The following is a 15,586-nucleotide window of genomic DNA, read 5'->3' on the forward strand; positions in this document are numbered from 1 at the left end:
CGACGCCTTCACCTCCGAGGAATGTGCCAACTACCTCAAAAATTCAGGCTATCGAACTTAATGCCATCACGCTTTAGAGCGTATTTCGAGCGAAGCGAAGCCGGAACAGTGCAATGACGGCGGCTCAAGCCGCCGTCATCACGCTCATTGTTCGTTCGCAGCCGCCGGTGCGCTGGCGGCGGCAGGAGGCGGCGCCGGAGCTGCCGGGGCCGGCGCGATCTGGACCGGGCGCTTCGCTGCCGGCGGCCGCTTCGGGGCCGCAGCAGGCGGCGCGGCGGCGGCGCGCGCGGCCGGTGCGGCGGCGGCCGGCTTCGCCGGCTCGGGCGTCATGATGCTGACCGGCGGCGTGTTCGCCGAGCTCGGAAACTCCGCATTGGTCGGCTTGCCGGTGGGCAATGACTGCGGCAGCGCCGCGACCAGGCCGGCGGCGGCCGACGCCTGGGCGCCAGCCGGCGCGTTCCAAGACCCCGCGTAGCGCGTGATCAGGTTCTCGTAGGTCCGCTCGTTCATGTTGGCGATGATCTGATGGTTGTCGCCGAGCGAGCGGAACGCGGGGCACGCGGTCGGCGTGCAGTGGTCACGCGCCATCAGCGCATAGGCCACCAGGCCGTAGCGGTCATGCTCGATGGCGCGGCGCAGCGCCTGCAACTCGGTGGTCGAATTGCGCTCGGCGGTCGCGAGATCGCCCAGCGCGGTCAGGCGCGAGACCTGCGCCGCCGCGTAGCTGACCGCCGCCGCGGCCGTATCCGATGAACCGAACAGCACCTTCTCGCAGGCGTTGAGAACGGCGTCGCCGGCGAGGTCGTCGACGCAGGCCAGCGCCGGCACCGTCTGGCTGGCCAGTTGCGCCGTCCGCGTCTCGGCCGGCGCCGCCTGCCCGCCCGGGCCGAAGCCGCGGATCGTCGCGGCGACCGCAACCGCGATCGACAGCAGCGTGATCACGGTCAGCGCGCCGTTGGCGACGGATTTCTCCGCACGCAGCAGCGTGACCAGAACGACGATCCCAAAGAACCCCGCCGCGGCCAGCGTCAGCCACATCGGGAAGGTCGGTGAGCGCCAGATCTGATCCAGCGAGGAAGCCCAGTTCATGCGCGATGTCCCTCAACGCAGCGTAAGCACAATCGGCGACGGCGAACGCCGCCACCCCGACGTCCAACCTTCAGCACAATGGGTCTGCGAACAGGGCCTTTTGACGGCGGCGGTGCGGAACCCGCTCCAGCCGCCGGCTTGCGCACAACTCCTTCAGGACAGCGCGAGCTGACTCTCCTTGGCCACCCGTTCGAAAGCTTCGGTCGAGCTCTTGATGCGATACTGGCAGTCGTCACCGTCGGTCGGCAGCAGCCGGATCACTTGATAGGTGCCGCTCGCGGCGGGGCGCGCCACGTTGCTGGCCGTGAAATAGACGGTCTCGCCAATCGAGTACTTATGCTTCAACGCCCTCTCCATTTTCTTAGAGATTGCTGGCTGAGCTGACAGTCCCGATAGCTCAGGCCGGCATTTTGAGAACCCTGCGGCAAGCTAGCACATCGCACCTCCCCAAATCCAGCAAGATTGGGGCATAGCGAAGGTGCAATTTTTGCAGGTTTTTCAGGGCGATAGGCAGCAATTTGCGTGCCAGCCGGAAATTGCCCGCCGAGCTCGGCTGGAACCCGATTCCAGCCGCTCAGGCGGTGTGCGGCAGCTTGCCGCCCGGGCTCGCGCCGTCGACCGCAGCCGGAAGTTGCTGGGCGAGCACCTTGGACAGCTGGTCCACCGGAATGTTGAATTTGGCGGCGAGCTGCTTGACCGTGTCGCTGCCGAGCACCTGCTGGAGCTGCTCGGCCGTGATCGGCAGGTTCTGACCGGTACCGATCCAGGATTTGACCTGCTCGCCGAGCCCGGCCTGCTCGAGCTTGGCGACGATCGCGGACAAGCCGCCCTGCCCGCCATTGCCCAAGACCTCGCCGAGCACGACGGGGATCACCGCCGCGCCAAGCTGGCCAAGCATGCCTTTCAGCTCCGGCGAATTCTCCAGGGAATCGAGAATGCCCATGGTCTAAGTCCTTTCACGACTTGCAAAACCAGCCTTTCCGGATTCGACGCCTCCAACCCCGCGGCGTCAAGCCGCGATCTTTGCGACCGCTGTCACAATTCGGAAGCGCATGGAGCGTTTTCGAGCGAAGTGGATACCGGTTCGCGTGAAGAAAACGCGTCGAAACAAAAATCCGGAGCTTCGGTTCTGATTCAATCAGGACCGAAGCTCCAAGACCGGTCAGGCATCCTCGAATCGAGCGATCCGCAGCGTCTCGGCAATGCCGTCGCGGGTCCATTCGGCGAACGCCGGCAGCGCCATCATGGCATCGACATAGTGCTGCGCCTCGGCCTTCACCGGGATCGCATAGGTGCGGAAACGATGCACCACGGGCGCATACATCGCGTCCGCCGCAGAGAATGCGCCGAACAGGAACGGACCCTGCTTGCCGTAGCGCGCATGGCAGTCGGCCCAGATCTCCTGGATCCGCGCCACGTTGGCGCGCGCATCGTCGGAGAGCGCGACGGCGCGGATCGGCCGGTGCAGGTTCATGCCGCATTCGTTGCGCAGCGGCATGAAGCCGGAATGCATCTCCGCCGAGATGGCGCGGGCATGCGCGCGCGCGGCGCGATCCGCAGGCCAGAGCTTCGCCTCGGGAAATCTCTCGGCGAGATATTCGATGATCGCCAGCGAATCCCACACCCTGACGTCGCCATCGATCAGTGTCGGCACCTTGCCGGCCTTGCTGAACGAGAGAATGCGGTCCTTGTCGGTCTGGTCCGTGTAGAGCGGAATGAAGACCTCTTCGAACGGGATGTTGTTGGCGCGCAACGCCAGCCAGGGCCGCATCGACCATGACGAATAGTTCTTGTTGCCGATGACGAGCTTGAGCATGTCCGGGAATCCTGTTGCCACGGTAGTTTGCCATAGTGCATTGCACGCGTTCAACCTGTACATGACGCGGATGCGGCCCGGCGCGGACAGTCAGCCGCGCGCTCACGAAGGAAGGCAACATGACTGGCTATTGGACCGACATCCTGGCCGTCGGCTTCTTTGCGCTGGAATGGCTGGTCTATACCATCACGCTGGAGCATACCGCGTATGGGCGCGACAGCCTATCGGCGCGGATGCATGTCTATCGCGAGATCTGGGTGCGGAATCTGCTCAACCGCGACGCACGGATGGTCGACATGCAGATCATGGCCAGCTTGCAGAACGGCACCGCGTTCTTTGCCTCCACCAGTCTGATCGCGATCGGCGGCGGGCTGGCGCTGTTGCGCGCCACCAATGACGCGCTCGCCGTGCTCGGCGCGCTGCCGGTCAACCTCACGCCCTCGCCCGCTTTGTGGGAGGTCAAGTGCATCGGGCTGATCCTGATCTTCATCTACACCTTCTTCAAATTCGCCTGGGCCTATCGCCTGTTCAACTATGTGGCGATCCTGTTCGGCGCGATGCCGCCGGCCGAGCAGCGCGATACGCCGGAGGCGGAGGCCCACGTGATCCGCACCACGCGGCTGTTCGAGACGGCGGGCCGGCACTTCAACCGCGGCCAGCGCGCGTTCTTCTTCGCGCTCGGCTATCTCGGCTGGTTCGTCAGCCCCTGGGTGCTGTTCGTCACGACCGCCGCGGTCGTGATCGTGATCTGGCGCCGGCAGTTCGCCTCGAATGCCTGGCAGGCGATGGGAAGCTGAAGCGAACCTTGTCTACGACGCGAAATCGCGCGGGCTGAAGTCGAGGTCGAGCACCTTCCATTCGCCGTAGCGATCCCGCGGCAGCATCGCATAGGGCTGGCAGGCCTGCAGCGCCTCGGTCGCGCTCTTCAGCAGCAGCGGCCCCTTTTCCGAGGCGGTGGCCTCGATCAGCACCGGCTGCGCGGCGAGCTTGCCGTCGGGCTTCATGAGCACCCTGAGCTTGATCTTTACGTCGTCACCCGTGCTCAGCGTCGGCGGGAGTTTCAGGCAGGTCTTCAGATGACGGCGAAATTCGGCGACCACGCTCGAGCCGACGTCGGCCTGCTCGGTGGCGGCTGCGTCGAAATTGTCCTTGCCGGGTCCGGGGCCGGACGGCGCGCTGGCGGGCGGCTTCACGGAAATGTCGGGCGGCAGGCCGAGCATGACATTGTATTTGACCGAAAGATCCGGCTCGGGCTGCGCATAGGCAGGCGACGACGCTGCCGCCTGTTGCTGCGCCGTTGGCTGGGGCATCGGTGGCGTTTGCGGTGCCGGCGGCGCGGGCGGCGGCTCGGCCGCGGCACGTTGCGGCGCCGGGCTGGGCTTGGGCGCCGTCGGCGTCGCCTGCTTCTGAGGTGGTTGCTGTGGCGCGTTCTGCTGTGGCGCGGCCGCCTGCGCCGATGGTTCGGGCTTGGCTGAATCCACCGGCTTGTCGAGCGACGGCAACTGCAACTCGGGCGTCGGCGACGGGCTCGGTGCCGGTTCGGGCTTGGTCTCGACCTCGGACCTGGCGACCTCCTGCGGCGTCACGATCTCGACCGGCACCGTGTCAGCGGCGACGGGATCGAACTGATGGACCTCCGAATAAAGGAAAATCAGCGCGAGCAGCATCAGGTGCACGAACACCGACGCCATCAGATCCGCGTTTGGCCGAAACTTCATCCCACTCGATCACGTCAGTGATGTCTCTCCCCGCCGGCTATAATACCGGCCGGAACCCGCCTGCCTCAATCCCCATTCGGTCCAAAGCTGCAATCGGCCAGCGGGGCATTAGCATGATTGGGATCAGGACCCAGCCATTTTTCCGAGACTTGATTCTCAGGCAAAGACCCCGTGCGTCGCGGAGCCCATCATCGCGCGTCAGCGCTCCCGATCGCCGAGATCTCGCGCATGTCGTCGACCGACAGCTCAAAATCGAAGATGTCGATGTTCTCCTGAAGGCGTTCGAGCTTCGAGGTGCGCGGGATCGCGGAGACATTCTGTTGCACCAGCCAGCGCAGGCAGACCTGGGCAGCGCTCTTGCGATAGCGGTCGCCGATCCGCGCCAGCGCGCGGTCGCCCTTGACCCGTCCCTTCGCGATCGGGCTGTAGGCGACGAATGCCATGCCGCGGCGTCGACAGGCCTCGATCACATCGGCCTGGTCCAGATAAGGATGGTACTCAACCTGGTCGCAGGCGAGCGGCTCGGGGCATGTCGCCACCGCCTCCTCGATCAGCGCCGCGTTGAAGTTGGAGACGCCGATATGCCGCGCCAGGCCCGCCAGCCTGACTCGCGCCAGCGCGCCGAGCGTCTCGGCAAGCGGCACCTGCGGATTGGGCCAGTGCAGCAGCAACAGGTCGACCTCGGTCAGGCGCAGCCGCGCCAGGCTCTCCTTGGCGGCGCGTTCGAGATCCTTCGCCATGAAATGCGTGGTCCAGACCTTGGTGGTCACGAACACGTCGTCGCGCTTGACGCCGGAGGCACGCAGCCCCTCGCCGACCTCGCGCTCATTGTCGTAGATCTCCGCGGTGTCGATGTGGCGATAGCCGAGCCGCAACGCCTGCTCGACGATGCGCGCGCAGGTCCGCCCGCGCAGCTCCCATGTGCCGAGCCCGATTGCCGGGATCCTGGCACCGTTGCCTTCGACGACATTCATGCAGCCATTATGCGCGCATGACGAAGCGCTGCCAACTCACAGTGCGGTTCCGCGGTGGAACGTCGCGACGTCTCACCGCTCCGGCTGGTAACCGTCGGTCAACGTCTTCAGCAAGGCGATGATGTCGGCCTCATCCTGCGCCGTCATCGCGGGCGTGTCGCCGAGATGGCGCTCGAACGGCGGATCACTGACGTCGACATTGCCGTGATACTTTTCCGGCAGGTCATCGTACTTGCGCACCGTGCCGTCGGCGCCGCGCGGAAAGACCTTCTCCGGATTGGTATCGCGGAAGTTATAGAAGTCGAGCACCTGCTCGAGGCTGGTGAAGACGCCGTTGTGGAAGAACACGCGACGCGTCGCCGTGTTGCGCAAGGTCGGCGTCAGAAACATCCCGCAATATTGCGTCTGCTCGGCAATGTCGGTGCGGTACGGACCGCAAACCCCGAGATCGAAATGGTCGGGATCGCGGTTGCTGACAAGCGCGGCGTTGCGCGGCGCGCCGAGCGCCTCATATTGATGATCGGTGAACAGCGGCGGCAGACCGTCCCGGGTCGGCTGCGACGTATGGCAGCCGCCGCAATTGGCCTTGTCCGGATCGTTGAACAATTGCAGGCCGCGCAACTCGCTCTCGCTCAGCCGCGCCTTGCCTTCCAGCCAGTAGTCGAACTTGCTGGTGTAGGGATGGAAGCTCGGCTCCTCAACCTGATAACGCGCGACGGCAAACATCGCCTCCGCGACCAGCAGCCGCGTGTTGTCGAAGACACCGGCGCCGAACAGCTCGGCGAAGCGCGGCGCGTAACTCGCCTGGCGCAGCTTCTGCGCTACGATCTCGATGCTGCCGCCGTCCATCTCGTTGGGATCGAGCAGCGGGAAGATCGCCTGGTCCTGCAGCGTATCGGCGCGGCCGTCCCAGAACAGTCCGCCCTGCGGGACGATGTTGACGGCCGACGCGGCAGTCCCGGTCGCAACTTTCCTGGCGCGCGCGGCCTGCTGGCCGAGCGCGGCCAGTTGCGCGAAGTCGACGACATTGTCGTCCTCGTCCTTTTCGGGCCCGATGCTGAAATTCGGCTGCCGCTCGAGATAGGTCAGGCCCGGCACGGCGCGTGTCCCTTGCCGGGATTGCGCGGGCCCGCCGAGCATCACCGGCCCATCATTGGGTGGCCCGTAGGCATGGTCCGGACTGTGACAGGACGCGCATGACAATCCGCCCGAAGAGGACAGCGACGCGTCGAAGAAGATCTTCTGACCGAGCAGCGCCATGGCGGACAGCGGGGCGACCGGCGGACGCCTGAGCTGCACCGGGTTCGGATTGGTCCCCGGAAGTCCCTGCGTCTCGACGGCCGCAACAGTGCCGGCCATGCACAGCAAGCCGGCGCCGAGAAGCCACAAGGTGCGGCGGTTCATGTCAGATCCAGTGTCGTTAAGCGTTTTCGCGCGAACTGGAGACCAGTTCGCGCGAGCGAACGCGTCAGGGCAGAGCTTCGGTTCTGATTGGATCAGAACCGAAGGGCGTTAGTGGTGATGGTGATCATCCGGCGGGCTGACGATGACCGTTCCGGCTGTCGGATCAAGGAACAGCGTGTCCTGCCGGTACTCGTGGTCCTGGCCGTGGCCGCGCTCGAAGTCGAACAGGTCGGCGATCGATTCGACGCTGTCGTCGAACGAGCCGCCGCCAAGACGCTGGCCGTGCAGCCAGTTGTCCTCGATGAAGCGCACCACGGACGCCTGCGAGATGCGGGTGTGGCTGACGTAGTTGCGCTTGGCGAAGGGCGAGATCACCAGGAACGGGGTTCGCGTGCCGGGACCGCAGCGGCCGTTCACCGGCTGGCCATTGAGGCCGTTCGGCTGCGTCTGCTTGCCGATGCCGCGGCCGCACTGGCCGGGGCCGTTGACCTGGTCGGCGGTCGGGTCATACGAGGCGCTGATCGGCGCAAGGTACTGGTGATCGTACCAGCCGTCGGAGTCGTCATAGGTGATGATGACCGCGGTTTCGCCCCACTCCTTCTGCTTCTGCAGGAAATTGATCAGCTCGACATTGCCGGCCTGCTCGTCGAGCGGATCGGAGTTGCCGGGGTGACCGTCCTGGTAGGCCGGCATCTTGATGTAGGAGACGGCCGGGAAGTTGCCGGCCTTCACCGCGGCGTAGAAGTCCTCGAGATCGTAGGCATGATTGGCCGGGTCGAGCGTCTTGCCGCCGGGCACATAGGTGTGTCCGACCGCATTCACCGAGTTCGGCCGCGCATGGGTCGGGTTGGCGGTCGACTTGTAGTACTGGAACCAGGCGTGGTGCGGGATGTAGTCCACGACGGTGCCGTTGACGTTGCTCGAGAACGTGCTGCGGCCGCAGTTGGTGGTGCCGTTGCTGTTCTTGAGCGTCAGGTCGAAGCCGCCCATGAAGCTGCCCCAGCTGATCTGCTCGGCATTGAGCAGGTCGCCGATGTTCTTGCTGGTCATCAGGACCTGGCTGGTCGTGCTCGAGCAGGCATCGTAGGCAGGGTCGGTATCACCGATCAGCGTCAGGCCACCCTGGCCGTCGGCGATCGACGATGACGAGCCGACGATGTTCTGCGCGCCGTTGGTCTGGCCGGCAACCACCTCGAGCGCGCCGGGCGTCGACGGACCAAAGGTGTCGGTCCAGTTGTTGTCGCTCATCGCGAAGTTCTGGGCGTAATTCCAGAATGCGGTGACGGTGTTGCCGTCGAAATAGCCCATCACCTGCCCGTTGGTGCCGAAGGCGCCGACGCCGCCGGCGGTGCCGCGACCGGTGAATTTCGGAAACAGGTCTTCCTTGCCGTTGTCGACCGCTTGCTGCTCGGGCGTGTAGGCGTGGTTCTGCGACTTGGTGTTGGCCTGGGTGCGGTCGAGGCGGAACGGATTGGTCGCGCCGGTGCCGTTGGCCGGGTTGGTGTTCGGGTTGTTGGTCAACAGATTGGCGCTGGCGAGGTTGTTAACCTTCGGCGTATGCGGCTTCGCCGTGAACGGGATAGAGCCGGTCGGGTTGGTCGCAACAGGATAGGTTGCGAAGTAGTGATCGAACGAGCGGTTCTCGTTGAAAATAACGACGAGATGCTTGATCGGCGTTTGGGTGTGGATGTCGTGCGGATGATGATCGTGGCCGTTATTGCCCTTGTTGTCGTCCTGAGCTGCGGCGCTGCACATCACCGCAGCGGCAGCAACCAGACAGACTCCGACCGTCGAAAGAAATTTGGCTTTCACCGTAGTGCCCCTTTTATTTTTAAGGATTTATGACGTCGACCTGCGACAAGTTATCCACCACCGATGACAGCGCTGTGTCGGTCGAATGAATGCGACGAACGATGATGCGCGCTCATGTCCGCATCGGTTGCAGCAGGCATCGAGGGACCAATCTTTGCGCGCATGACAGACGCCCTCCTCTTCCGTCTCACGCGATCGGCTATCTGTGAACGCGGTTTCGGTCACAAGACATGGAATTGAATGACAGCAATCATGCGAACAGATTGTGCGCCGCCTGCTGTCGCGGCGTGCTCACACCCGAAAAAAATCCGCGCCTTCCGAGGATGTTGCTCGAAAAGCGCGGATGCTTGGCCTGGTGGCGGATGATGGCTGCGATTCAACTCGGCGTGAAGCCTACTCGTTCATTCCCGTAATCGAAGCGCTGACCGCCCGCGGATCGCGCTGCGGCCAGCGACCGCTTTCGACCTGCGCCAGGAAATCGCCGACGATGCGGTTGTATTCGTCGGGCTCCTCGATGTTGATGGCGTGGCCGCAGTTCGGCATCACCGCGAGCGCGGCCGACGGAATGCTCTGCTTCATCAGGATGCCCGGCAGCAGGCACGGCCAATCCTCGTCGCCGGTGATGATCAGCGTCGGCACATTGATGCGCTTCATCCGGTCGACCAGCGTATAGAGCGAGGGACGCTCCTTCTGCACGCCTTGCTGGGTGTTGGCCGATCCGACCGCCGAATGCTCGGTCAGCATGGTCTTGAACTCGGCGTGGCCACGCGGGTCCTTGTTTTCATATTGCACGCGGGTCGGCCCGTAGGCATAGCGCTCGGCGAAGGCCGGCATGCCTTCCTTGCGGATCATGTTCGCGATCACGTCGGCCTCGGCGCGAAACGTCTCGCGCTTGTCGAGCTCGGCGCCGTAGCCGCAGCCGCCGATGCACAGCGACAGCGCCCGATCAGGGTGACGCAATCCGAAATGCAGCGTCGCAAAGCCGCCCATCGACAGACCGACGATATGCGCCTTCGGCGCGCCGATGTGATCGAGCACGGCCAGGATATCGTCGGCGGCGCGCGCCTGCGAATAGGACGAGACCTGCTCCGGTACATCGGACGGTGGGAAGCCGCGCGCATTGTAGGCGATGGTCCGGAAGCGCTTGCCGAAGTGCCGCATCTGCGGCTCGTAGCTGCGCAAGTCGCCGGCGAACTCGTGAACCAGGATCACCGGATGCCCCGATCCGGTCTCCTCGAAATAAAGCCGCACTCCGTCGTCTGTCACAGCATAGGGCATGTTGATCTCCTGCCTTCTCTTTGCTTGTTACGGGATGGTCGCGTTACGGAATGGTCGCGGTCTTCGGCGGCTTGGCGCGCGGCAGATAGGTGCCGTGGTCCTTGCCGCCGACGAGCGTACCGTTGTCGACGACCACCTTGCCGCGCACCATGGTCAGCACCGGCCAGCCCGTGACCTCGAGCCCTTCATAGGGTGTGTAGTCCGCGCCGTCGTGGATCAGCTCGTGGCGGATCGTCACCTTGCGCTTCGGGTCCCACAGCGCGATGTCGGCATCCGAGCCGACCGCGATGGTGCCCTTGCGTGGATAGAGGCCGTAGATCTTGGCGTGGTTGGTGGCGCTGAAGGCGACAAAGCTGTTGAGGTCGATCCGCCCCTTCACCACGCCTTCGGAGAACAGGATCGGCAGCCGCGTCGCCACACCCGGGATTCCGTTCGGCACCCAGCGGAAGCTGGTGCGCCCCTTCGGCGCAAGCTTGCCTTGCGGGTCGCCGTAACGGAACGGACAATGATCCGACGAGAACACCGAGAACACTTTCTGCTGCAGCCCTTCCCAGCAGGCCTGCTGGCTGGCGACGTCGCGCGGCGGCGGCGAGCAGACGTATTTTGCGCCTTCCATGTTGAGCTGATCGAGATCCTTTTCGGTCAGCATGAGATATTGCGGACAGGTCTCGCCCATCACCCGCAAGCCTCTCTGCTGCGCGCGCCGGATTTCGTCCATCGCCTCGCGGTTCGAGACATGCACGATCATGATCGGCACGTCGACGAGCTCGGACAGCGAGATCGCGCGATGGGTGGCCTCGCGCTCGACCGGGATCGGCCGCGAGGTCGCATGGAAGCGCGGCGCGGTGTTGCCGGCGCGCTCGAGCCGGTCGGTCAGGAAGCGGATGGCGTCGAAATTCTCGGCATGCACCATCAGCATGGCGCCGGTCTCGCGCGCGACCGACATGGTTTCGAGCAACTCGCGGTCCGACAGCGCGAGGCCCTCATAGGTCATGAAGACCTTGAGCGAGGTGTAGCCGTCCTCGACCAGCGCCGGCAGTTCCTGGCCCAGCACATGCTCGGTTGGATCGGTGAGGATGAGATGGAAGGCGACGTCGACATGGCACTCGCCTTCGGCCAGCGAATGGTAATGCTTCAGCGCCTCGCGCAGCGTCTGGCCCTTCTCCTGCAGGCAGAACGGCAGCACGGTGGTGTTGCCGCCGAACGCCGCCGAGCGCGTGCCGCTGGCAAAGCCGTCGGCCATCACGATGCCGTCGCCGGACGGCTGGGCGAAGTGGACGTGGCTGTCGATGCCGCCCGGCAGCACCAGGCGGTCGGTGGCGTCGATGATCGTGGCCGCATCGCCGAGATCATGGCCGAGCGCCGTGATCTTGCCGTCGCGGATACCGACGTCGCAGGCGAAGGTGTCGGCAGCGGTCACCACGGTGCCGCCGCGGATGATGGTGTCGAAGGACATCAGTTTGTCCCCTCCTTCGGTGAGCGGTGTTCGATGATTGCGGCGAGTGGCTGGGCCAGCCCGCGTGTCGGCTTCGGATCGGGACGGCGGAAGGTGCCGGCCACCGCCTTGCGCGGCTTGAGCACCGCGAGCGTTTCCGCCTGCCTCACCGCCGCCGCGACCGGATCGACCACCGGCACCGGAATGCGGTCGCGGACCTTTGCCGCGAGTCCCGCAAGGGGCGCACCCGACAGAATGACGACGTCGGCGCTGTCCTGCTCGACCGCGCGGTTGGCGAGCGCGACCAGCAGTTCCTCCTTCTCGGCCTGCACCTGCGAGATCGACTGGAAATGACCGTCAAGCGTGCGGATGCCGGCGCAGCGCGAGCTCAGCCCGTGCATGGCGACGCATTCCTCGTACCAGGGCGCCAGCGCGCCGGCGAAGGTGACGATCGCAAACCGGCGGCCGAGCATGCAGGCCGTGAGCATCGCAGCTTCGGCCAATCCCACGACCGGAAACGCGAACAGCTCGCGCGCGCCGAACAGGCCGGGATCGCCGAACGCCGCGATCACAGCGGCATCGACGCCGGGGCCGGCTTCGGCCAGCATCTCCAGCGCGATCGCGCCGCCGATCTGGGCCTCCGCGCGGGTCGCGATATAAGGCACGCCGCGCGCGGCGGTGACCGGCACGAGCTCCGTGCCGGCCGACGCCGCCTTGCTGCCGGCGGCATGAAGCAGATCCGTCACATCAGCCGTCGTGTTGGGATTGAGCAGCAGGATCTTCATGGCGCAACGCTCCTCGTCTTCCGGCCGCGCGGTCTTGCCGGTGCCTCCGGTGCCGCGGCGTCGTCCGCCTCGGCATCCAGCGTCTTGGCATCCAGCGTCTCGGCGACGATCTCGCCGGTGCGGCACACGTGGTGGGCCAGTATCTGCCCGGCCCGGGCCGCATCGCGCGCCTTCAGCGCGGACAAAATCTCCTGATGCTCTCGCACTGATTCATCCCAGCGGCCGAGCACCGACAGCGCGAAGAAGCGCGCGCGCTCGGCCCGCGCCAGCAGCGCCTCGTGCGTCGCCTTCAGCACGGCATTGCGGGCGAAGCCGACGATCGCCGAATGGATCTGCTGATTAACTTGAAAATAGTCGCGCAGCTCGCCACGGCCGTGATGCCACTCGATCTTTTCCTGCAGCGCCGCGAGCCGTTCGAAGTCTTCCGGCTCCATGCGCAGCGCGGCGAGCTCGGCGGCGCAGCGCTCGATGCCGCTGACGGCCTCGAACAGCTCGGCGAGCTCGGCGCGGCGAAACGGCGCCACCACGGCGCTGTGGTTGAGCCGCAGCTCGACCAGGCCCTCGCTCGCCAATTGCTTGAGCGCCTCGCGCAGCGGCGTGCGCGAGATGCCGAGCGCATCGGACAGGTCCGCCTCCCCCAGCGATTGCCCCGGCGCCAGCTCGCCGCGCACGATCATGGTGCGCAGCCGCGCCGCCGCCTGCTCGTGCAGCCCGACCCGCGGCACACGTAGGCGCCGGCGTTGCAGCGCGGTCATCGCGCGCTTGGGTTCCTTGGTACGTCTGGTCGCTTTGGCTTCAGTCACCACTTGCCTGCATTGTCATGATTGGAGATCGCGCCCTCCCACGTGGATCGCGGTGGCCGCGCGCAGATCGGGGTTCGCGAACAGGCTGCCCCAGCCCTGCACGCGCGACGGATCGCAGCCGGCAGCTGTGAGGCACGCCCACAGCGTCACAGCAATCGAATCCAGCACCGGAACGCCAAATCCCCGCTCCAGCCGCTCGGCTGCGCCGGCGCCGTGCATGTTGGTGCAGAGCACGACGGCGGCATCGCAGCCCTCGCGCACCACCTGCTCGATCAGCCGCGCGACCTCGGCTTCGCTGACCTCGGCAAAGGAGAAATTGTCCTGCAGCGACAGATGCCGCTCGGCAAAACAATGCAGCCCTTGCGAATTCCAGTTGGCGATGATCCGCTCCTGCACGTCCTTGCGATACGGCGTCACCAGCCCGATGCGGCTGGCGCCGATCCGCCGCAACAGGTCGCGATAGGCCAGCACCGTGGTGCAGGCCTTGATACCCGTTGCCGCCGTGATCTCTTCGCACAGGCTCTCGTCGCGGTCGAAGCCGAGCCAGCTTGCCGAGGTGCCGTTCCAGGCGATGACGTCGACCTTGGCATGGGCCAGCAACTCGGCCGCGCGAAGAATCTCGCTGGCGTCGAACTGGCGCAGCGCCTGCTCCGACAGCGCGATCTCGGTCACCTTGAAGCGCGAGAAATGTGCCGAGACGTCGTCGACGCCCGATAGCATCGCGCAGGTGATCGGCTCGAGCGCGGTATTCGACGACGGCGTCAGCATGCCGAGCCTGATAGGACGTGTCATTGGTGAGCCTCGTCAAGCGGCCGAACCCTTGGCGGATTCGGCCGCATCGATTTTAGACCGGGAGCTTGCGGCTGTAATCGATCAGGGTCGAGCAGATCAACAGCGCAATGCCCGCGGCGGCGAAATACATCAGGGCCAGGAAGTAGGAGCCGGTGGCCTGCACGATGAAGCCGACGATCAGGGGCGTCGTGATGCCGGCGATATTGCCGCCGAGATTCATGCAGCCGCCGAGGAAGCCGGACTTGCCGCGGCCCGCCAGCGCCGACGGAATTGCCCAGTACATGCCGCACCAGCGCAGGAAGAACAGCGTCGTCGACAGCAGCACCACGACCGCGACCGCGTTGGTGACGTAGGCGACGAAGAAGATCGAGACCGTCGCCATGATCGCCGCGATGCCGAACAGCGTGCGGAACACGGTGTTGGGCGACCCGCCCCGCTCCCGCCAGTTATCGCCGATCCAGCCGCCGACCAGCTCGCCGACGAAGCCTGCGAAGAAGATGATGAAAGACGCGCCGCCCAGCGCCTTGATGTCGAAGCCGTGCACCTTGAACAGGTAGGTCGGCATCCAGGTCAACAGCCCGTAGAACGTGGTGTTGAAGAACATCCAGCCGAGGCACATGCACCACACCGAGCGAAACCGGAAATACGCCATCCAGCTTGCGCCCGAGGACGGCGGCGTCGCCGCATCCTCGATCGCGTGCGCCTCCTCGAGATAGCGCGCCTCGGCTTCATTGACCGACGGATGCTCGCGCGGCACGTTGCGGATGTAGTACCAGGCCCACAGCCCGCACAGCATGGTGCCGACGCCGGCGATGACGAAGGCGACGCGCCAGGAGCTGAACGCCGCCATCAGCCAGGCGATCACGATCGAGCCGAGCGCCGCACCAAGCGGCGCGCCGCCGTCCAGCAAGGTGGCGCCGCGGCCGCGCTCGGTCTGCGTCATCCAGATCGCGTTGAGCTTGCCGCCGGCCGGATAGATCGGCGCTTCCGACGCGCCGAGCCCGAGCCGGGTCAACAGCAGCAGCATCCAGCTGGTGGAGAGCGCCGCCAGCGCCTGGAAGAAGCCCCAGAACAGCGTCGCAAGCGCGATCACGATGCGCGGCTTGAAGCGATCGGCGAGCATGCCGCCCGGCACCTGCATCAGCGCGTAGGTCCAGAAGAACGAGCTCAGGATCAGGCCCTGCATCGCCGGATCGATATCGAACTCCTTGGCGATGACCGGCATCGCGACCGAGAGCGAGGCACGATCGATATAGTTGATCGAGATCAGGAACAGCATCAGCAGGAAGATCTTCCAGCGCACGCCGCTCGGCTTTGCCGTATCTGCCATTGCGATGGTGGACACCTGATCGCTCATTGCTCGCTCCTCCCGACAGATTGTTTTGCCCTGGCGCGCCCCTCGTCCTCGAAGGTTGCTGGCCTCTCCTGCCCTCCGCGAAGTCTGCTTCAAGGCGGCCGAGCCGACAAGCACATTTTGTATTCTGCATGCAATTTATTATATCATATTGATATAACTGCATATATTCTCATGCTTGCGCTATAATTGAGCGCCAATGATCAGGGATTGGGCGCCAGATCACTCGCTCGAGCCCGGCAATTTCAGGGAATTGGTCCCCGCGTTGCGGCTGCAGCGATCGCACGCACAACGGCGTTCTGCTCTGCAAAAACAGTGGTCCGCGC

15 protein-coding genes are annotated in these 15,586 nt (G+C 65.1%); 1 reads left to right on the plus strand and 14 read right to left on the minus strand.

Annotation, left to right across the window (positions count from 1 at the left end; translation table 11 throughout):
• Positions 1–144: 144 nt before the first annotated feature.
• From PMN64_RS27980 to PMN64_RS27995, 4 genes are all read right to left on the minus strand, one after another.
• Complete coding sequence (locus tag PMN64_RS27980; protein WP_411782979.1) at positions 145–1,089, minus strand: hypothetical protein; 945 nt, start codon at positions 1,087–1,089, stop codon at positions 145–147.
• A gap of 153 nt (positions 1,090–1,242) precedes the next feature.
• Positions 1,243–1,446, minus strand: a complete 204-nt coding sequence (locus PMN64_RS27985; RefSeq protein ID WP_018272021.1) for a hypothetical protein — start codon at positions 1,444–1,446, stop codon at positions 1,243–1,245.
• 217 nt (positions 1,447–1,663) lie between these two features.
• Complete coding sequence (locus PMN64_RS27990; protein ID WP_028343362.1) at positions 1,664–2,032, minus strand: YidB family protein; 369 nt, start codon at positions 2,030–2,032, stop codon at positions 1,664–1,666.
• Between the two features lie 219 nt (positions 2,033–2,251).
• On the minus strand, positions 2,252–2,905 hold the full coding sequence (locus tag PMN64_RS27995; protein ID WP_028343363.1) for a glutathione S-transferase family protein: 654 nt from the start codon (positions 2,903–2,905) through the stop codon (positions 2,252–2,254).
• 119 nt (positions 2,906–3,024) lie between these two features.
• On the opposite strand from PMN64_RS27995, the gene PMN64_RS28000 reads away from it, so the two are divergent.
• Positions 3,025–3,702 carry a DUF599 domain-containing protein gene (locus PMN64_RS28000; RefSeq protein ID WP_304495688.1) on the plus strand — a complete coding sequence of 226 codons (678 nt, stop codon included), beginning with the start codon at positions 3,025–3,027 and terminating at the stop codon, positions 3,700–3,702.
• Between the two features lie 12 nt (positions 3,703–3,714).
• Here PMN64_RS28000 and PMN64_RS28005 read toward each other — a convergent pair whose 3' ends face one another.
• The 10 genes from PMN64_RS28005 to PMN64_RS28050 all read right to left on the minus strand — a co-directional run bounded on the left by PMN64_RS28005 (position 3,715) and on the right by PMN64_RS28050 (position 15,263).
• A complete protein-coding gene (locus PMN64_RS28005) occupies positions 3,715–4,623 on the minus strand; it encodes a hypothetical protein (RefSeq protein WP_028343365.1) in 909 nt (302 codons plus the stop codon).
• A 188-nt stretch (positions 4,624–4,811) separates the two neighbouring features.
• Positions 4,812–5,597: an aldo/keto reductase gene (locus PMN64_RS28010; RefSeq protein ID WP_028343366.1), complete on the minus strand. Its 786-nt coding sequence runs from the start codon at positions 5,595–5,597 to the stop codon at positions 4,812–4,814.
• 72 nt (positions 5,598–5,669) lie between these two features.
• Positions 5,670–7,001 carry a cytochrome-c peroxidase gene (locus PMN64_RS28015; protein ID WP_411782980.1) on the minus strand — a complete coding sequence of 444 codons (1,332 nt, stop codon included), beginning with the start codon at positions 6,999–7,001 and terminating at the stop codon, positions 5,670–5,672.
• Positions 7,002–7,109: 108 nt separating this feature from the next.
• The gene (locus PMN64_RS28020; protein ID WP_411782997.1) at positions 7,110–8,756 is read right to left on the minus strand and encodes a phospholipase C; all 1,647 of its coding nucleotides are present in this window, start codon (positions 8,754–8,756) and stop codon (positions 7,110–7,112) included.
• A 450-nt stretch (positions 8,757–9,206) separates the two neighbouring features.
• Positions 9,207–10,091 carry an alpha/beta fold hydrolase gene (locus tag PMN64_RS28025; protein ID WP_411782981.1) on the minus strand — a complete coding sequence of 295 codons (885 nt, stop codon included), beginning with the start codon at positions 10,089–10,091 and terminating at the stop codon, positions 9,207–9,209.
• A gap of 43 nt (positions 10,092–10,134) precedes the next feature.
• On the minus strand, positions 10,135–11,547 hold the full coding sequence (gene hydA / locus PMN64_RS28030) for a dihydropyrimidinase (protein ID WP_411782983.1): 1,413 nt from the start codon (positions 11,545–11,547) through the stop codon (positions 10,135–10,137).
• Entirely contained in the window at positions 11,547–12,311 is a 765-nt protein-coding gene (locus PMN64_RS28035; protein ID WP_411782984.1) for an aspartate/glutamate racemase family protein, read from the minus strand. The genes hydA and PMN64_RS28035 overlap by 1 nt, the downstream gene beginning before the upstream one ends.
• The gene (locus PMN64_RS28040) at positions 12,308–13,066 is read right to left on the minus strand and encodes a GntR family transcriptional regulator (protein WP_411782985.1); all 759 of its coding nucleotides are present in this window, start codon (positions 13,064–13,066) and stop codon (positions 12,308–12,310) included. Before PMN64_RS28040 ends, PMN64_RS28035 begins: the two co-directional genes overlap by 4 nt.
• A 63-nt stretch (positions 13,067–13,129) precedes the next feature.
• Positions 13,130–13,906 (minus strand): aspartate/glutamate racemase family protein, encoded by a 777-nt coding sequence (locus PMN64_RS28045; RefSeq protein ID WP_411782987.1) that lies wholly within the window; start codon positions 13,904–13,906, stop codon positions 13,130–13,132.
• 52 nt (positions 13,907–13,958) lie between these two features.
• Positions 13,959–15,263 carry an MFS transporter gene (locus PMN64_RS28050; protein ID WP_411782988.1) on the minus strand — a complete coding sequence of 435 codons (1,305 nt, stop codon included), beginning with the start codon at positions 15,261–15,263 and terminating at the stop codon, positions 13,959–13,961.
• Positions 15,264–15,586 lie beyond the last annotated feature (323 nt).

The organism is Bradyrhizobium sp. UFLA01-814 (assembly GCF_046718885.1).
In the GTDB taxonomy this organism is placed as follows: Bacteria; Pseudomonadota; Alphaproteobacteria; order Rhizobiales; family Xanthobacteraceae; genus Bradyrhizobium; species Bradyrhizobium elkanii.

Bases quoted from the DNA above. Each gene is read 5' to 3' on its own strand.
- PMN64_RS28025 (WP_411782981.1), bottom strand. From the start codon at position 10,091: ATGCCCTATGCTGTGACAGACGACGGAGTGCGGCTTTATTTCGAGGAG.
- PMN64_RS27980 (WP_411782979.1), bottom strand. From the start codon at position 1,089: ATGAACTGGGCTTCCTCGCTGGATCAGATCTGGCGCTCACCGACCTTC.
- PMN64_RS28040 (WP_411782985.1), bottom strand. From the start codon at position 13,066: ATGACCGCGCTGCAACGCCGGCGCCTACGTGTGCCGCGGGTCGGGCTG.
- PMN64_RS28000 (WP_304495688.1), top strand. From the start codon at position 3,025: ATGACTGGCTATTGGACCGACATCCTGGCCGTCGGCTTCTTTGCGCTG.
- PMN64_RS28005 (WP_028343365.1), bottom strand. From the start codon at position 4,623: ATGAAGTTTCGGCCAAACGCGGATCTGATGGCGTCGGTGTTCGTGCAC.
- hydA (WP_411782983.1), bottom strand. From the start codon at position 11,547: ATGTCCTTCGACACCATCATCCGCGGCGGCACCGTGGTGACCGCTGCC.
- PMN64_RS28015 (WP_411782980.1), bottom strand. From the start codon at position 7,001: ATGAACCGCCGCACCTTGTGGCTTCTCGGCGCCGGCTTGCTGTGCATG.
- PMN64_RS28050 (WP_411782988.1), bottom strand. From the start codon at position 15,263: ATGAGCGATCAGGTGTCCACCATCGCAATGGCAGATACGGCAAAGCCG.
- PMN64_RS28045 (WP_411782987.1), bottom strand. From the start codon at position 13,906: ATGACACGTCCTATCAGGCTCGGCATGCTGACGCCGTCGTCGAATACC.
- PMN64_RS28010 (WP_028343366.1), bottom strand. From the start codon at position 5,597: ATGAATGTCGTCGAAGGCAACGGTGCCAGGATCCCGGCAATCGGGCTC.
- PMN64_RS28020 (WP_411782997.1), bottom strand. From the start codon at position 8,756: ATGTGCAGCGCCGCAGCTCAGGACGACAACAAGGGCAATAACGGCCAC.
- PMN64_RS27990 (WP_028343362.1), bottom strand. From the start codon at position 2,032: ATGGGCATTCTCGATTCCCTGGAGAATTCGCCGGAGCTGAAAGGCATG.
- PMN64_RS27995 (WP_028343363.1), bottom strand. From the start codon at position 2,905: ATGCTCAAGCTCGTCATCGGCAACAAGAACTATTCGTCATGGTCGATG.
- PMN64_RS27985 (WP_018272021.1), bottom strand. From the start codon at position 1,446: ATGGAGAGGGCGTTGAAGCATAAGTACTCGATTGGCGAGACCGTCTAT.
- PMN64_RS28035 (WP_411782984.1), bottom strand. From the start codon at position 12,311: ATGAAGATCCTGCTGCTCAATCCCAACACGACGGCTGATGTGACGGAT.